The sequence below is a fragment of the Mesorhizobium sp. B2-4-17 genome (assembly GCF_006441275.1).
Taxonomy (GTDB): Bacteria; Pseudomonadota; Alphaproteobacteria; order Rhizobiales; family Rhizobiaceae; genus Mesorhizobium.
Genome location: NZ_VFUX01000002.1, coordinates 54,740 through 71,700, shown reverse-complemented (window position 1 = coordinate 71,700; position 16,961 = coordinate 54,740). Strand labels below are relative to the sequence as shown.

At 63.8% G+C, this 16,961-nt stretch carries 13 protein-coding genes; all 13 read left to right on the top strand.

Features of this window, described 5'->3' with window-relative positions:
• Positions 1-2 precede the first annotated feature (2 nt).
• The 13 genes from FJ548_RS02020 (at position 3) to FJ548_RS01955 (ending at position 16,952) form a co-directional block, all read left to right on the top strand.
• On the top strand, positions 3-1,409 hold the full coding sequence (locus FJ548_RS02020) for an amino acid permease (RefSeq protein WP_140607327.1): 1,407 nt from the start codon (positions 3-5) through the stop codon (positions 1,407-1,409).
• Between the two features lie 45 nt (positions 1,410-1,454).
• The gene (locus FJ548_RS02015) at positions 1,455-2,144 is read left to right on the top strand and encodes a hypothetical protein (protein WP_181165505.1); all 690 of its coding nucleotides are present in this window, start codon (positions 1,455-1,457) and stop codon (positions 2,142-2,144) included.
• A complete protein-coding gene (locus FJ548_RS02010; protein ID WP_140607328.1) occupies positions 2,141-2,470 on the top strand; it encodes a hypothetical protein in 330 nt (109 codons plus the stop codon). Before FJ548_RS02015 ends, FJ548_RS02010 begins: the two co-directional genes overlap by 4 nt.
• A gap of 81 nt (positions 2,471-2,551) precedes the next feature.
• Entirely contained in the window at positions 2,552-3,448 is an 897-nt protein-coding gene (locus FJ548_RS02005) for a glutamine amidotransferase family protein (protein ID WP_140607329.1), read from the top strand.
• Positions 3,449-3,452: 4 nt separating this feature from the next.
• Entirely contained in the window at positions 3,453-4,178 is a 726-nt protein-coding gene (locus FJ548_RS02000; protein ID WP_140607330.1) for a GXGXG domain-containing protein, read from the top strand.
• A 6-nt stretch (positions 4,179-4,184) separates the two neighbouring features.
• Positions 4,185-5,513, top strand: coding sequence for an FMN-binding glutamate synthase family protein (locus tag FJ548_RS01995; RefSeq protein WP_140776559.1), 1,329 nt, complete (start codon positions 4,185-4,187; stop codon positions 5,511-5,513).
• Between the two features lie 39 nt (positions 5,514-5,552).
• Positions 5,553-6,860: a type III glutamate--ammonia ligase gene (gene glnT / locus FJ548_RS01990; RefSeq protein WP_140776557.1), complete on the top strand. Its 1,308-nt coding sequence runs from the start codon at positions 5,553-5,555 to the stop codon at positions 6,858-6,860.
• A 35-nt stretch (positions 6,861-6,895) separates the two neighbouring features.
• Entirely contained in the window at positions 6,896-8,149 is a 1,254-nt protein-coding gene (locus FJ548_RS01985) for a sarcosine oxidase subunit beta family protein (RefSeq protein ID WP_140776555.1), read from the top strand.
• Between the two features lie 15 nt (positions 8,150-8,164).
• Positions 8,165-8,440: a sarcosine oxidase subunit delta gene (locus FJ548_RS01980; RefSeq protein ID WP_140776553.1), complete on the top strand. Its 276-nt coding sequence runs from the start codon at positions 8,165-8,167 to the stop codon at positions 8,438-8,440.
• A gap of 226 nt (positions 8,441-8,666) precedes the next feature.
• Positions 8,667-11,648 (top strand): sarcosine oxidase subunit alpha, encoded by a 2,982-nt coding sequence (locus tag FJ548_RS01970; protein ID WP_140776821.1) that lies wholly within the window; start codon positions 8,667-8,669, stop codon positions 11,646-11,648.
• Positions 11,641-12,264 carry a sarcosine oxidase subunit gamma gene (locus tag FJ548_RS01965; protein WP_140776549.1) on the top strand — a complete coding sequence of 208 codons (624 nt, stop codon included), beginning with the start codon at positions 11,641-11,643 and terminating at the stop codon, positions 12,262-12,264. The genes FJ548_RS01970 and FJ548_RS01965 overlap by 8 nt, the downstream gene beginning before the upstream one ends.
• Before the next feature lie 355 nt (positions 12,265-12,619).
• Complete coding sequence (locus tag FJ548_RS01960; protein ID WP_140776547.1) at positions 12,620-14,989, top strand: aminomethyltransferase family protein; 2,370 nt, start codon at positions 12,620-12,622, stop codon at positions 14,987-14,989.
• Between the two features lie 253 nt (positions 14,990-15,242).
• Entirely contained in the window at positions 15,243-16,952 is a 1,710-nt protein-coding gene (locus FJ548_RS01955; RefSeq protein ID WP_140776545.1) for an APC family permease, read from the top strand.
• The last annotated feature ends 9 nt before the right edge of the window (positions 16,953-16,961 follow it).

Genomic DNA, 16,961 nt, shown 5'->3' with positions numbered 1-16,961 from the left:
CGATGACGGTCGCGGTTGAAACGGCAGGAACAGCGGTAAATGGCGGCGACAGGGTTTCGCTGCTCAGGGTGCTCGGCCCGGCCCATGTCTGGGCGCTCGGAGTCGGCATCGTCCTGGTCGGCGAATTCACGGGCTGGAACTTCTCCGCCGACAAGGGCGGTACGCTGGCGGCCCTTATCGTGTGCTGGGTCGTGGGCCTGCTCTACACTTCCGTCGCCATGATCGATTCCGAGGTCACGTCGACCGTCGCCGCCGCGGGCGGCCAATACGCCCAGGCCAAACACATCGTCGGGCCGCTGATGGCCTTCAACGTCGCGCTGTTCCTGGTTTTCGCCTACACGATGCTCGAAGTGTCCGACGCCATCCTGCTCGGCGACACGATCGTCGCCAAGGCGGGGATCGATGGGCTCACCCACAATTCCTTCATCGCCGCCACCATCGTGGTGCTGGCGTGGCTCAACTATCGCGGCGTTCTGATGACGCTCAACGTCAACTTCGTCATCACCGCGATCGCCTATGTCTCGATCGTCATCCTGTTCTTCTCGGTCAGCCCATGGACGCAAGGCGCGGTGCTGAAGCTCAACGAACTGGTCACTCCTGGCAATGCGCTGCCCTACGGCTGGATCGGCGTCATCGCAGCCTTCCAGTTCGGCATCTGGTATTACCTCGGCATCGAGGGCACCACGCAGGCCGCCGAGGAAGTGCGCTCGCCGGCACGCTCGCTGCCCTACGGCACCATGGCGGGCATGATCACGCTTCTGATCGCGGCCGCGATGACCTGGTATGTCTGCGCCTCGCTAATGCCATGGGAATATCTCGGTATCACGCCCTATCCGCTTTGGGACGCGGGCAAGCTGACCGGCAGTCCGCTGCTCGAAAACCTCCTGTTCGTCGCGACGCTGCTTGCCGCCATCGCGTCCGCCAATGGCTGCATCAATGACGCCGCGCGCGCCTGGTTCTCGCTTGGCCGCGACCGCTACCTGCCGAGCTGGTTCTCGGCCGTGCATCCTAGATATCGCACACCCTACCGCTCGATCCTGTTCCTGCTGCCGATCGCGCTCGCCTTCGCTTTCATCGCCGACCTCAATCAGGCGATCACCTTCTCGATCCTGTCTGGCGTGCTGCAATACACGTTCATGAGCATCAACATCATGATGTTCCGCAAGAAGTGGCCGCTGGGTACCATCCGCCGTGGCTACACGCATCCTTTCCATCCGCTGCCGGCCATCGTGCTGTTCTGCCTGTGCGTGGTCACCTACTTCGCCATCTTCCTCGGCTTCGGTTCGCAGTTGATCGCCATGGTCGCGTTCTACTTCCTGATCTCGGTATGGTTTCATTTCTACCGCTACAAGTTCGTCCGTCGCGGCGATCAGTTCTCCATGCCGTGGCCGAAGCCGCAGGGGTATTGATGGAAGAAGGCCCGTCCGGACCCCGGGCGGGCATGGCATGATAAGGTGTCCGAGGTGACGTCAGCACTGCTCGCCGGGGCGATTGCCCTGGCTTTCGCCCTTCACCTGATGTGGTTGGTGCGCGCCAGCCGCAACAGGGCTTCGGCCGCACTCGCGGTCGAACAAGCCAACCTTCGTTCCGTCATTTCGGATGCAGCCAATGTCTCGGACGGCACCGCCGGAATCGTCACCTGGGAAGGCTCATGGAACGGCCGGCGCGTCCAGGTGCGGACCATCGTCGATACGCTGGCTACGCGAAAACTGCCGGCACGCTGGTTATCGATCTCGATCCTCGAAAAGATCGCGATCGCCGCCACTTTCGACATGATGATGCGGCCGGGGTCGCCGACGACGTTCTCCAATTTCGACCACCTGGAACACACGCTGCCGAAGGCCCCGGGATTTCCGGCAGAGGCAGTGCTGCGGACAGACGGCAGGGGCGCACGCTTTCCGCAGGGCCTGATTGCCAGCCATCTCGACCCCTTTTCCGACGGACGCGCCAAGGAGCTGCTCATCACACCCAAGGGGATACGGATCGTCTGGCTCCTGGCCGAGGCGCAGCGCGCCCGCTACGGCGTGTTCCGGCAGGCCGATTTCGGCGGTGCAATACTCGATCCGGCACTGGTCGAAAGGTTGCTCACTTCGATTTCGGCGCTTCGCGACGCCATCAACCATGCTGAAAGGCAGGCCGCATGACCAGCACAACCAACGCGCCCGCTCCACCGAACCCGTATCTGGTTCTCGGCGCGGCAATCATCCTGCCGGCAAGCGGACACGTCATTCTCGGTGTGCCGGTGCGCGGCCTGCAGTTCATCTTCTTCATGGTGATCCTGGCGTGGGTAACGATGAAGATCGCGCCGCCGGACGCCAGCTTCGTCGGCCGCCATGCGGGTGGTCTCCTGATCTATGCGCTGTCGATACTCGACGCCTATAAGAGCGCCCGCATCCGTACCGCCAAATGGGTCCACAGCGAACGTCACCAGGGCAATACAGCCGGTGGCGGTGCGCAGGCAGATATATAACTACAGGAATATTTTTTTCATCCCATTGAATTCCCGGAACTCATTCGGTACATCTCCAGAGAACAAAGGTCGGAGGCTGACATGTGTGGAATCGTCGGGCTGTTTCTGAAGGACAAATCGTTGGAGCCCAAGCTCGGGGCGATGCTGTCGGAAATGCTGGTATCGCTTAGCGATCGCGGCCCGGACAGCGCGGGCATCGCCATCTATGGCGCCCCATCCGGCAACGAAGCCAAGATCACCATCCAATCGGCGAAACCAGACCGCGATTTTCGCGACCTCGATACCCAGCTTGCCAAGGCGCTCGGCGTGCCGGTGAGCATCGCGGTGAAGTCGACCCACGCCGTCGTCAGGACCCGTCCCGACAAGATCGACGAGGCCCGCGAGGCCATCCAGGCGCTGCGCCCTGACATCCGCATCATGGGCGCCGGTGATGTGGTCGAGATTTACAAGGAGGTCGGCCTGCCCGAAGCGGTCGTCGATCGCTTCGATGTCCGCAAGATGACCGGCACGCATGGCATCGGCCACACCCGCATGGCGACCGAATCGGCGGTGACGACGATGGGCGCGCATCCGTTCTCGACCGGCGCCGACCAGTGCCTGGTGCACAATGGTTCGCTGTCCAACCACAACAATGTCCGCCGCGAGTTGATCCGCGAAGGCATGAGCTTCGAGACCGAAAACGACACCGAGGTCGCGGCCGCCTACCTTTCCTCCCAGATGGCGCATGGCAAGAATCTCGGCGAGGCGCTGGAAGGCACGCTGTCGGACCTCGACGGCTTCTTCACCTTCGTCGTCGGCACCAAGAACGGCTTTGGCGTCGTGCGCGACCCGATCGCCTGCAAGCCCGCCGTCATGGCCGAGACCGACCAGTACGTCGCCTTCGGCTCGGAATATCGCGCGCTGACCAAACTGCCCGGCATAGACAATGCGAGGGTCTGGGAGCCGGAGCCCGCAACCGTCTATTTCTGGGAGCATTGAGTTCATGACGGCAACCTCCAAGGCAACGCGCGATCAAGCCCATGCGCGCGTCTTCGACCTCGACGCCATGTCGCTGCGCGAATTGAACCAGGCGCTGCACGGTCTGGCCCCCGGCTCGAACGAAACGGCGTGGGAAGTGCTCAACCCGAAGGGCAACCATTCGGTCGCCGTCGGCGTCGACCAGCCTGTCAGCATCGATGTGCGCGGCAGCGTCGGCTATTATTGCGGCGGGATGAATTCCGGCGGCACCATCACCGTGCATGGCTCGGCGGGACCCGGTGTCGGCGAGAACATGATGTCGGGCTCGATAACAGTGAAAGGCGACGCCAGCCAGTATGCCGGCGCCACCGGCAAGGGCGGCCTGCTGGTCATCGAGGGCAATGCGTCGTCGCGCTGCGGCATCTCGATGAAAGGCATCGACATTGTCGTCCACGGCAATATCGGCCACATGTCGGCCTTCATGGCGCAGTCCGGGAACCTGGTGGTGCTGGGCGACGCAGGCGACGCGCTGGGCGATTCCATTTATGAGGCGCGGCTCTTCGTGCGCGGCAAGGTCGACAGCCTCGGCGCCGACTGCATCGCCAAGGAGATGCGGCCCGAGCATCTGGAATTGCTGCAAGGCCTGCTCGACCGTGCCGGCGTCACCGGGGTCAAGCCGTCGGAGTTCAAGCGCTATGGATCGGCGCGCACCCTCTACAATTTCAACATCGACAACGCCGACGCGTATTGAGGCAGCATGACCTATCGCAACCCGCCGACGACGCCCCGCAAATCCGCGACCTTCGACGATTACACACTTTCCGAAATCCGCCGCGCCGCGGCGACCGGCATCTACGACATCCGTGGCGCCGGCGCCAAGCGCAAGCTGCCGCATTTCGATGACCTGTTGTTCCTCGGCGCCTCGATCTCGCGCTATCCGCTGGAAGGCTATCGCGAGCGCTGCGACACATCGGTCGTGCTCGGCTCGCGCTACGCCAAGAAGCCGATCGAATTGAAGATCCCGATCACCATCGCCGGCATGAGCTTTGGCTCGCTCTCGGGCCCCGCCAAGGAAGCACTCGGTCGCGGCGCGACGCTTTCGGGCACTTCGACCACGACCGGCGATGGCGGCATGACCGAGGAAGAGCGCGGCCATTCCGAGCAACTGGTCTATCAATATTTGCCGTCGCGATACGGCATGAACCTGCGCGACCTGCGCCGCGCCGACGCCATCGAAGTCGTCGTCGGCCAGGGCGCCAAGCCCGGCGGCGGCGGCATGCTGCTCGGCCAGAAGATTTCCGACCGTGTCGCCGAGATGCGCACGCTGCCGAAAGGCATCGACCAGCGCTCGGCCTCGCGCCACCCCGACTGGACCGGGCCGGACGATCTCGAGATCAAGATCCTCGAACTGCGCGAGATCACCGATTGGGAAAAGCCGATCTACGTCAAGGTCGGCGGCGCCCGCCCCTATTATGATACAGCGCTCGCGGTGAAGGCCGGCGCCGATGTCGTCGTCGTCGACGGCATGCAGGGCGGCACGGCGGCCACGCAGGAAGTGTTCATCGAGAATGTCGGCCAGCCGACGCTCGCCTGCATCAGGCCGGCGGTGCAGGCGCTGCAGGATCTCGGCATGCACCGCAAGGTGCAGCTGATCATCTCAGGCGGCATCCGCAACGGCGCCGATGTCGCCAAGGCGCTCGCACTTGGCGTCGACGCGGTCTCGATCGGAACGGCAGCCCTGGTCGCGCTTGGCGACAACGACCCCCGCTGGGAGGCGGAGTATAACGACCTCGGCACCACGGCCGGCGCCTATGACGACTGGCACGAGGGCCGCGACCCCGCCGGCATCACCACGCAGGATCCCGAACTGATGAAGCGGGTCGACCCGGTCGCGGCGGGACGGCGGCTGGCCAATTACCTGAAAGTCATGACACTGGAGGCTCAGACAATTGCCCGCGCGTGCGGCAAGAACAGCCTGCATAATCTCGAACCCGAGGACCTCGTCGCACTGACGATCGAGGCGGCCGCCATGGCCGGCGTCCCGCTGGCCGGCACCAACTGGATACCGGGAAAGAACGGTTTCTGACAAAGATTACCCAGACCACATAAGCGAGGAAACTACATAATGGGGAACGATCTCGCCGCATTCGCCAAGGAGAACGGCGTCAAATACTTCATGATTTCCTATACCGACCTGTTCAGCGGGCAACGTGCCAAGCTGGTGCCGGCGCAGGCGATTGCCGATATGCAGAAGGATGGCGCCGGCTTTGCCGGATTTGCCACCTGGCTTGATCTGACCCCCGCGCATCCCGACATGCTGGCGGTGCCGGACCCGGACTCAGTCATCCAGCTGCCGTGGAAGCCTGAAGTCGCTTGGGTCGCCGCCAACTGCATCATGGACGACAAGGATGTCGACCAGGCGCCGCGCAACACACTGAAGCGGCTGATCGCCGAAGCCGCCAGCGACGGCATGCATGTGAAGACCGGCGTCGAGGCCGAGTTCTTCCTGATCTCGCCCGATGGCAAAACCATTTCCGACGAATACGATACCGCCTCAAAGCCCTGCTACGACCAGCAGGCGGTGATGCGCCGCTACGACGTCATCGCCGAGATCTGCGACCATATGCTGGCGCTCGGCTGGGGCGCCTACCAGAACGACCACGAGGACGCCAACGGCCAGTTCGAGATGAACTGGGCGTTCGACGATGCGCTGCCGACCGCCGACAAGCATTCCTTCTTCAAGTTCATGGTCAAGTCGATCGCGGAAAAGCATGGCCTTCGCGCTACTTTCATGCCCAAGCCCTTCCAGGGCCTGACCGGCAATGGCTGTCACGCTCACATCTCGGTGTGGGACAAATCCGGCAAAACCAATGTCTTCGCCGACAATTCGATGGAACTCGGCCTGTCGGCCAAGGGCAGGAACTTTCTCGGCGGCATCATGAAGCATGCCTCGGCGCTCGCCGCGATCACCAACCCGACGGTGAATTCCTACAAGCGCATCAACGCGCCGCGTACTATTTCCGGCGCGACCTGGGCGCCGAACACGGTGACCTGGACCGGCAACAACCGCACCCACATGGTGCGTGTGCCCGGCCCAGGCCGCTTCGAGTTGCGCCTGCCGGATGGGGCCGCCAATCCTTACCTTCTGCAGGCTGTCATCATCGCCGCCGGCCTCGACGGCATCCGCTCCAAGGCCGATCCGGGCAGGCGTTACGACAACGACATGTACCAGAACGGCCATACCGTGAAGGGCGCGCCGAAGCTGCCGCTCAACCTGCTCGATGCCCTGCGCGAGTTCGACAAGGACAAATCGCTCAAGGCGGCGCTGGGTGAGGAATTCTCGTCGGCTTATCTAAAGCTGAAGCACCAGGAATGGAATTCCTATGCTTCGCACTTCACGCAATGGGAGCGCGACCACACGCTGGACATATAACCGTCCAGCGGTGCGAGCGGCCTCGGAATGACCTGATGAAATACTCGATCTTCTCGCTCGCCCGGGCCGCCCTTTCGGGCCACAAGAACTGGCAGCGCACCTGGCGCGACGCCACGCCGAAGGATCGCTACGACGTGGTGATCATCGGCGGCGGCGGCCATGGCTTGGCCACCGCCTGGTTCCTCGCCAGCGAGTACGGCATCAAGAATGTCGCCGTGCTCGAAAAGGGCTGGATCGGCTCCGGCAATGCCGGCCGCAACACCACCATCATCCGCTCCAACTACGGCCTGCCCGGCAATACCGGCTTCTATGAATTGTCGATGAAGCTGTGGGAGCGGATGGAGCAGGACCTCAACTACAACGCCATGGTCAGCCAGCGCGGCGTCATCAACCTCTACCATTCTGACGCCCAGCGCGACGCCTATGCGCGGCGCGGCAACACGATGCGCATCAACGGCATCGATGCCGAACTGCTCGACCTCGCCGCGGTCAAGAAGATGATGCCGTTCCTGAACTTCGACAATGCGCGCTTTCCCGTGCAGGGCGGGCTGCTGCAGCGGCGCGGCGGCACGGCCCGGCATGACGCCGTGGTCTGGGGCTATGCCCACGCCGCGAGCGAACTTGGCGTCGATATCATCCAGAATTGCGAAGTCACTGGTTTCGTGCGCGACGCCAACGGCAAGGTAACGGGCGTCGAGACCTCGCGCGGCAGGATAGGCGCCGGCAAGGTCGGCATGGCGGTGGCCGGTTCTTCGTCGCGCGTCGCGGCGATGGCTGGCCTGCGGCTGCCGATCGAAAGCCATGTGCTGCAGGCCTTCGTCTCCGAAGCGATCAAGCCGCTGATCCCCAATGTCATGACCTTCGGCGCCGGCCATTTCTATGTCAGCCAGTCGGACAAGGGCGGCCTCGTCTTCGGCGGCGATATCGACGGCTACAATTCCTACGCCCAGCGCGGCAACATGCCCGTGATGGAGGATGTCTGCGAAGGCGGCATGGCGCTGATCCCGATGATCGGCCGCGTGCGCCTGCTGCGCCAGTGGGGCGGCATCATGGACATGTCGATGGACGGGTCGCCGATCATCGACAAGACACCGGTGGATGGCCTCTACCTCAACGCCGGCTGGTGCTACGGCGGCTTCAAGGCAACGCCGGGATCGGGCTTCGTCTTCGCCCATCTTCTGGCCCGCGACGAGTCGCACAAGGAAGCCGCGCGCTTCCGCCTCGACCGGTTCCGCACCGGCGCCATGATCGACGAAAAGGGCCAGGGCGCCCAACCGAACCTTCACTGAGGACGGTCAGGAACCATGCGCATTGTCTGTCCCTTCTGCGGCGAACGCGAACTCGGCGAGTTCACCTATCTGGGCGACGCCAAGCCACAACGTCCGGCGGCGGACGCCGGCGACGACGCTGTCTACGACTACGTCTATCTGCGCGAGAACATCGCCGGCGTGATGAGCGAGAACTGGTATCACGGTGGCGGCTGCCGGGCGTGGCTGAAGGTCACCCGCAACACGCTGACGCATGAGATTTCTTCGGTTGAGCCGGCGGCTGGTGCCGGTGCGAGGCAGGTTGTGAAATGAATATTTTCTCCCACCTCAGCGCTGCCCCTCACCTGCCTGCCGGCATCCTCTCCCCGTATAGGGACGGGGAGAGGGGCGCTGTCTTCGATGATTTCGCCAATAGCCTGCATTGCAAGAAGGGCGCCAGCGTTGCGGCCGTCTCCCTTCTCCCCGTCCTTATACGGGGAGAAGGTGCCGGCAGGCGGATGAGGGGCGGCGCGACCTTTTTGCGTGAGGGCCGGGCATGGTGAGTTCCAGCCAATCCCATCGCCTCACATCGGGCGGTCTCATCGACCGCTCGGCAGCGCTTAACTTCCGCTTCGACGGCAAGACTTTCTCCGGCTACCGGGGCGATACTCTCGCCTCGGCGTTGATAGCCAACGGCGTCAAGCTGGTCGGTCGCTCGTTCAAATACCACCGCCCGCGCGGCATCCTGACCGCGGGTTCCGAAGAGCCCAACGCGCTGGTCGAATTGCGCACCGGCGCAAGGCGCGAGCCGAACACCAAGGCCACGACCGCCGAACTCTATGAAGGGCTCGAGGCCGCCAGCCAGAACCGCTGGCCGTCGCTGCGTTTCGATGTCATGTCGGTCAACCAGTTGTTCGCGCCGATCTTCGTCGCCGGCTTCTACTATAAGACCTTCATGTGGCCGGCGAAGTTCTGGGAGGCGGTCTACGAGCCGGCGATCCGCCGCGCCGCCGGCCTCGGCCTTGCCGCGGGTATCGCCGATCCGGACCACTACGACAAAGCCTGGGCGCATTGCGACGTGGTGATCGCCGGCTCCGGTCCAACGGGCCTCGCGGCGGCGCTTGCTGCTGGGCGCACGGGTGCGCGCGTCATCCTGTGCGAAGAGGATTTCGCGCTCGGCGGCCGCCTGCTCTCGGATGGGGGCACGATCGACGGACTGCCGGCGGCAGAGTGGCTGTCGCGAACGCTGGCTGAACTCGCAACGATGCCCGATGTCCGCATCATGACCCGCACGACGCTGTTCGGTGTCTATGACGGCGGCACCTATGGCGCCATCGAACGGGTCAACGACCATCTCCCCTCACCGCCCGAGCATCAGGTGCGCCAGCGGCTGTGGCGGATCGTGGCCAAGCGCTGTGTGGTCGCGGCCGGCGCCATCGAACGGCCGATCGTCTTTGCCGGCAACGACACGCCAGGCGTAATGATGGCCTCCGCGATGCGCAGCTATGTTGCGCGCTTCGCGGCGACGCCTGCAAAACGGGTCGCGCTGTTCACCAACAATGAGGACGGCTGGCGCACGGTCGAGACCGCCCTCGGCGCGGGATTGCAAATCGCGGCGGTGATCGACGCACGGCCTGACGTGTCCCCGGCCCATCGTTCGCTGGCAGCCAAGGGCGGATTCCCGGTGCTGCACGGCTCCGTCAGCGGTGTCGACGGCGGCAAGGACGGCGTCCGCAAAATCGCGGTCTCCCTCACCGGCGGTGCGCGCGCCGAGGTCGAGGCCGACGGTCTCGCCGTTTCCGGTGGCTGGAACCCCGCAGTCGGGTTGACCTCCTATCATCGAGGCTGGCCGAAATGGCGCGAAGACATCGCCGCCTTCGTGCCCGACGGCGCTCCTCCCGGCGTGGTCGCCGCTGGCGCCGCCACCGGTTCCTTCGGCCTTGGCGCCTGCTTGCGCGAAGGGTTTGCAGCGGGCACTGCCGCGGCGCACGATGCTGGACGCGGCGGCGGTTCCGGCCCGATGCCGGTCGCCGACGACGAAGCTTTTTCGCTGACCCCGCTCTGGCATGTCGCCGGCAAGGGCAAGGCCTTCGTCGACCAGCAGCATGATGTCACCGCCTCCGACATTGAGCTTGCGCAGCGCGAGGGCTTTGAATCGGTCGAGCACCTGAAACGCTACACCACGCTGGGCATGGCGACCGACCAGGGCAAGACCTCGAATGTCGCCGGCCTCGCCATCATGGCGGCGGTGAGCGGCCGCTCCATTCCCGAAACCGGCACGACGATCTACCGGCCGCCTTACGTGCCGGTCGCCATCGGAGCCTTTGCCGGCCATCACCGCGACGAGACCTTCCATGCGACGCGGCTGACGCCGTCGCATCACTGGGCGGCCGAACAGGGCGCGGTCTTCGTCGACACCGGCCTATGGAAGCGCGCACAATGGTATCCGCGCGCCGGCGAGAAAGACTGGCTGGAATCGGTGACCCGAGAGGTCAAGGCGGTGCGCTCAGGCGTCGGCTTCTGCGATGTCTCGACGCTCGGCAAGATCGACGTGCATGGCCCGGATGCCGGCGCCTTCCTCGACCGAGTCTATATCAATACCTTCTCCAATCTCGCGGTCGGCAAGGCACGCTACGGACTAATGCTGCGCGAGGATGGTCTGGTCCATGACGACGGCACGACCTCGCGGCTGGCCGAGGACCATTATTTCCTGACCACCACCACCGCCAAGGCCGGGCTGGTGATGCAGCATCTGGAATTCTGCCGGCAGGTGCTGTTTCCGGAACTCGACGTGCAGTTGACCTCGGTCTCCGATCAGTGGGCGCAATTTTCCATTGCCGGACCCAAGACCCGCGACCTGCTGAAAGAGATCGTCGATCCCGCCGAAGATCTCTCCAATGAGGGCTTCCCGTTCATGGGCGCGCGCGAAGTGGCGTTGCGCGGCGGCATCAAGGCGCGGCTGTTCCGCATCTCGTTCTCCGGCGAGATGGCGTTCGAGATTTCCGTGCCGGCGCGCTACGGCGAAGCCATGGCGCGCAATCTGATGCTGGCCGGCAAGCCTTTCGGCGTGACGCCTTACGGCACCGAAGCGCTCGGCGTGATGCGGATCGAGAAAGGCCATGTCGCCGGACCCGAGCTTAGCGGCACGACGACGGCCGCCGACCTCGGCCTCGGCAAGATGATGTCGACCAAGAAGGATTTCATCGGCCGCGTCATGGCCGGCCGCGAGGCGCTGGTCGCGCCGGACCGGCAGGTCGTGGTCGGCGTCAAGCCGACCGACAAGGCGAGCCGGCTGCGCTCCGGCGCGCACATCATCCCGAAGGGGCAGACGCCCGGGCCTGATAATGACCAGGGCTATGTCACCTCGGTCTGCTTCTCGCCGACATCAGACCAGTGGATCGGGCTCGCACTCGTCGAGCGCGGCCGTGAGCGCATCGGCGAGATCGTGCACGCGCATGATCCGCTGCGCGGTGAGGACTATGATGTCGAACTCTGCAACCCCGTCTTCTACGATCCGGATGGAGGGCGCCAGCGTGGCTGAGTTTTCCTGGGAGATCCGCAGCCCTCTCGAACGCGCGCTCGTCGCTGGGCCGTATGGCGCACACGATGATGCCGGTGTGTCGCTGACCGAGATCCGCAATTTCGACCTCGTCCAGGTGATGACGCGGCGCGGCAAGGCGGCCGAGATGGCGACAGCCGCCAACGGCCATTTCGGTGTCGCTGCTCCAGAAGCGCCCAAGGCGGTACAGACGGCGGATGCCACGCTGATCTGGTCGGGACCGGACCAGATCTTTGTCCTGTCGAAGGGCGGCAAGCATGGGATGGACGCGCTGGCGCCAGTGTTTTCCGGCGCCGCCTCGCTGTCGGACCAGTCGCACGCGCGGGTGCTGATCAGCATTTCCGGTGCCAAGGCGCGCATGATGCTGGCCAAGCTGTCGTCGATCGATCTGCACGCCGAGGCGTTCCCGATCGGTGCGGCCGCCGCGACCTCGATGGATCACACCAGCGTCACGCTGTGGCGCGGTAATGATCGGACTGATGGCCAGGCGGTGTTCAACGTTCTGGTGTTCGCGACATTTGCCGAGAGCCTGTGGCAGACGATGCTCGACTCGGTTGCCGAGTATGGAATCGAGATTGGGCATTCGGAGGAATTTTAGCTCGACAATTGTAGATCTTGGCGCCGCTGTAGATCTTGGCGCCGCCCCTCATTGCCCTGCCGGGCATTTCTCCCCGGGGAGAAAGAAGCTGACCCCACGCCGGCGCCGTTTTTTGCAACGTTGGAGATGGGCGAAACCGCCAATGAAAGCGTCCTTCGCCCCGTTTACGGGGAGAAGATGGCGGCAGCCAGATGAGGGGCAGCGCCGACGCCCAGGAATAGAGCTGGCCGGCGAAATTCGACCTGACCTACCGCTCCTAAAAAGCCACCTCCGCCTTGCCAAACCCAACCGCCCTGCTATTCTCCCTGCTAAAATAATTTCACGCACAGGCAAACTTGCTTCTCGCAAGGCTGAAATGAGCCAGTCGCCTTACCCTGCCGTCGCAGCCGGACCGCCCAGGCCGAGCCTCATCCTGCGGCCCGGCCAGATCGCGCTGCCGCCAGGCATGGAGCGCTATACGATCCAGGGCAATGGCGCGGTGCTGATCGACGTCGAGGCCGGCGATACGATCACGGTGCGCAATGTCGAAGGCGGCCAGGCTTGCGAATTGCTGGCGTGGGACCACAGCGGCGTCACCGACCCCGGAATTCTCGGCGAGAAGTCGAACAGCAACGCCGCCGGCATCAAGGCGTTGCTGGCGGAAGGCGACGACAGTCTTGCTTCAGTTCGCCGCGGCCTGGAACGCCGGCAAGTGCAACTCGACCAACCCAAGGCGGTGCGCGTTTTTGGCGGCTCGACGCCTGCCGGCACGGAACAGGCATTTGCCGTCGCCCGCGACGGCGCTTTGCTGGTCGCCGCCCCCGGCGGGCCGATGCTGGTCGATGGCCATGACACGGCGACGCCGCTTACGGTCATCGTGCGGCGCGCCACGGTCCGCCTGAAAGCAAAATCCCAGCTTGCCGACCCACTCGCCGATCCGGTGCTCGACCTGCGCGTCCACTCGGCAACAGCCGAATCCTATTTCGTCAAGGCCGGCGATTATCTGCAGATCATCGATGTCGACGGTCGCCAATGCACAGACTTTCAATGCTTCTCGGCGCGCAAGCTGGACAAGGGTCTCGACCATCCGCTCGATGTGACGACGACACGCACGCTGATGGGCTCCAGCTATCCAATGCCTGGCCTGCATTCGAAATACTACGACCAGGACATGGAGCCGCTGGTCGAGGTTGTCCAGGACACATGCGGCCGGCATGATGCGTTCGCGCTCGCCTGTGCTGCCAAATATTACGATGACATCGGCTATCCCGGCCACACCAACTGCTCGGAGAATTTCAACGGCGCGCTCTCCGACAAGGGCGTCAATCCCCGCGCCGGCTGGATGGCGATCAACTTCTTCTTTAACACGGCCATCGACGCGCATGGCGTTATGGTCTCGGACGAGCCGTGGTCGCGCGCCGGCGACTATGTGTTGCTGCGCGCGCTGACCGACATCGTCTGCGTGTCCTCGGCCTGCCCAGACGACACGACGCCGGCCAATGGCTGGGATCTGACCGACATCCATGTGCGGACCTATTCCGGCCAGCACAAATTCTCGCGAGCAATCGCCAGACGCATGACGCCCGATTCGGAACCGAAAATGACCCGCGAGACAGCCTTTCATTCGAGCTTTGCCAAGCACACCCGCGACTTCGTCGAGTACCGGGGCTACTGGTTGGCCAATTCCTTCGCCAAGGAGGGACCGATCGCCGAATACTGGGCCTGCCGTCAGGATGCCGTGATCATGGACCTGTCGCCGTTGCGCAAGTTCGAGGTCACAGGACCAGACTCGGAAGCTTTGCTGCAGTACACGCTGACCCGAGACGTCAAGAAACTTGGCGTCGGCCAGGTCGTCTACTCCGCCATGTGCTACGAGCATGGCGGCATGATCGACGACGGCACGCTGCTGCGGCTCGGCAAGGATAATTTCCGCTGGGTCGGCGGCGACGATCTGTCCGGCGAATGGCTGCGCGATACGGCGAAAAAGCTTGGGCTCAACGTGCTGGTGCGCTCCTCCACCGACCAGATGCACAATGTCGCCATACAGGGCCCGAAGAGCCGCGACATCCTCAAGCAAGTGATATGGACGTCGCCGCTGCAGCCGTCGATCGAGGAGCTGGAGTGGTTCCGGTTCGCGGTGGCACGCATCGGCGGCGGCAATGGCATTCCGGTCGTCGTCTCGCGCACCGGCTACACTGGCGAACTCGGTTACGAGATCTGGTGCCATCCGCGCGACGCCGAAAAAGTATTTGGTGCCATCTGGGAAGCCGGCCAACCGCACGGACTGAAGCCGATGGGGCTGCAGGCGCTCGACATGGTGCGTATCGAGGCCGGGCTCATCTTTGCCGATTACGAATTCTCCGACCAGACCGATCCATTCGAGGCCGGCATCGGCTTCACCGTGCCGCTGAAGACCAAGACTGACGATTTCATTGGCCGCGAGGCCCTGATCCGGCGCAAGGAGAACCCGCAAAACAAACTGGTGGGGCTCGACATCGACAGCAATGTCGCTGTCGGCCACGGCGATTGCATCCATGTCGGCCGTGCCCAGATCGGCGTCGTAACTTCAGGCATGCGCTCGCCGGTGCTGAACAAGAACATCGCGTTGGCGAGGCTCGACGTCAAACACGCGGCCGTCGGCACGGAGGTCGAAATCGGCAAGCTCGACGGCCATGCCAAGCGGCTACCCGCGCGGGTCGTCGCCTTCGCCCATTACGATCCGCAGAAGACCAAACCACGCTCCTGATCGCTGCGCTCCGACACATGGATTTGGCTTGCCGGTGATGCCCGCAAGCCGCATTGCGGGCTGCGCTCGCAAGCGTGATGTGCACGACGTGACAAATCGCTTGACGTGAAAGCGCGCCGGGTCAATCTTCACTCTTAAGAAAAAAATACGACTGAGTGGAAACACCGGGATCGTACCGATCATTGGCCGGGGAGCAAGCTTCGCAAAGCCGAAGCATCGCCGGCGGGGAACATCAAAAGGGGAATTCACCGACATGAGCACGATAAGCACTGCCCTGGAGCAGCCTGCCGAAAGCAAGCTGCTCAGGCATATCGACTGGCGCGGCGCCTTCTGGGTGGCGAGCGGCGTTCCGGCACTGGTCCTATTCTCGATCGGCGGCATTGCCGGCACGACGGGAAAGCTGGCCTTCCTGATATGGACGGTGTCCATGATCATGGGTTTCCTCCAGTCCTTCACCTATGCCGAGATCGCCGGCCTGTTCCCCAACAAGTCGGGCGGCGCCTCGATCTACGGCGCGACGGCCTGGCTGCGCTACTCCAAGTTCATCGCGCCGCTCTCGGTGTGGTGCAACTGGTTCGCCTGGTCGCCGGTGCTGTCGCTCGGCTGCTCGATCGCCGCCGCCTATATCCTCAACGCGCTGGCGCCGGTGCCGATCTTCACCGAGACATCGGCGGAAGTCGTGGCCTATATCGCCGCGCACGCCGGAACCGCTCCGGCCGACGCCATCACGGCGGTCACCGCAGCCGCAACGCCGGCGATCCGCAACTGGACGCTTTTCAGCCACACGCTGGGTCCGGTTTCCTTCACCTTCAACGCCACCTTCTTCATCGGCGCCGTGCTGATGCTGATCATCTTCTCGATCCAGCATCGCGGTATTCTCGGCACGGCCAGCGTGCAGAAGTATATCGGGCTGCTCGTCATCGTCCCGATGCTGATCGTCGGCGTCGTGCCGATCTTCACGGGACAGATCGACTGGGCGAATTTCTCGCCGCTGGTTCCGCTCGCGGCCGCCTACGCGCCCGAGCCCGGCTCCTGGAACATCGCCGGCTGGACGCTGGCACTTGGCGGTATGTTCATCGCCGCATGGTCGACCTACGGTTTCGAGACCGCCGTCTGCTATACTTCGGAGTTCAAGAACCCCGGCACCGACACCTTCAAGGCCATCTTCTATTCCGGCCTGCTCTGCATGCTTTTGTTCATCCTGGTGCCCTTCACCTTCCAGGGCGTGCTCGGCCTGAACGGCATGCTGGCGACGCCGATCGTCGACGGCTCCGGCGTGGCGGATGCGCTGGCCGGCATGGTCGGCGGCGGTCAGCTTATCCATAGCCTGCTGGTGATGCTGATGATCCTGGCGCTGGTGCTGTGCATCATGACGGCGATGGCCGGCTCCTCGCGCACGCTCTACCAGGGCTCGGTCGACGGTTGGCTGCCGCGCTACCTCAGCCATGTCAACGAGCACGGCGCGCCGACTCGCGCCATGTGGACCGACCTTTGCTTCAACCTGATCGTGCTGGCCATCGCCTCGGCCGACGCGACGAGTTTCTTCTTCATCCTCGCCGTGTCGAATTGCGGCTACATCATCTTCAACTTCCTCAACCTCAACGCCGGCTGGATCCATCGCATCGACAACGGCCATATCGCGCGCCCCTGGAAGGCGCCGACCTGGCTTCTGGGGATCGGGGCGATCTTCGCCTACGTCAACGCGATCTTCATGGGCGCGGGTGCCAAGGTCTGGAATCCCCTGGCGCTATGGGCCGGGCTGATCACCGCGGCGCTGATCATCCCGGTGTTCTGCTTCCGCCATTACATCCAGGACAAGGGCAAGTTCCCCGATCACATGCTGGCGGACCTCGGCATGGCGGGAGCCGATCTCTCGGTCAAAAAGGCGGGCATGCTGCCCTATCTGACACTGGTCGCCGGCGTGGCGGTGATGCTCATCGCCAACTGGGTGTTCGTCATCTGACCGGCGCAA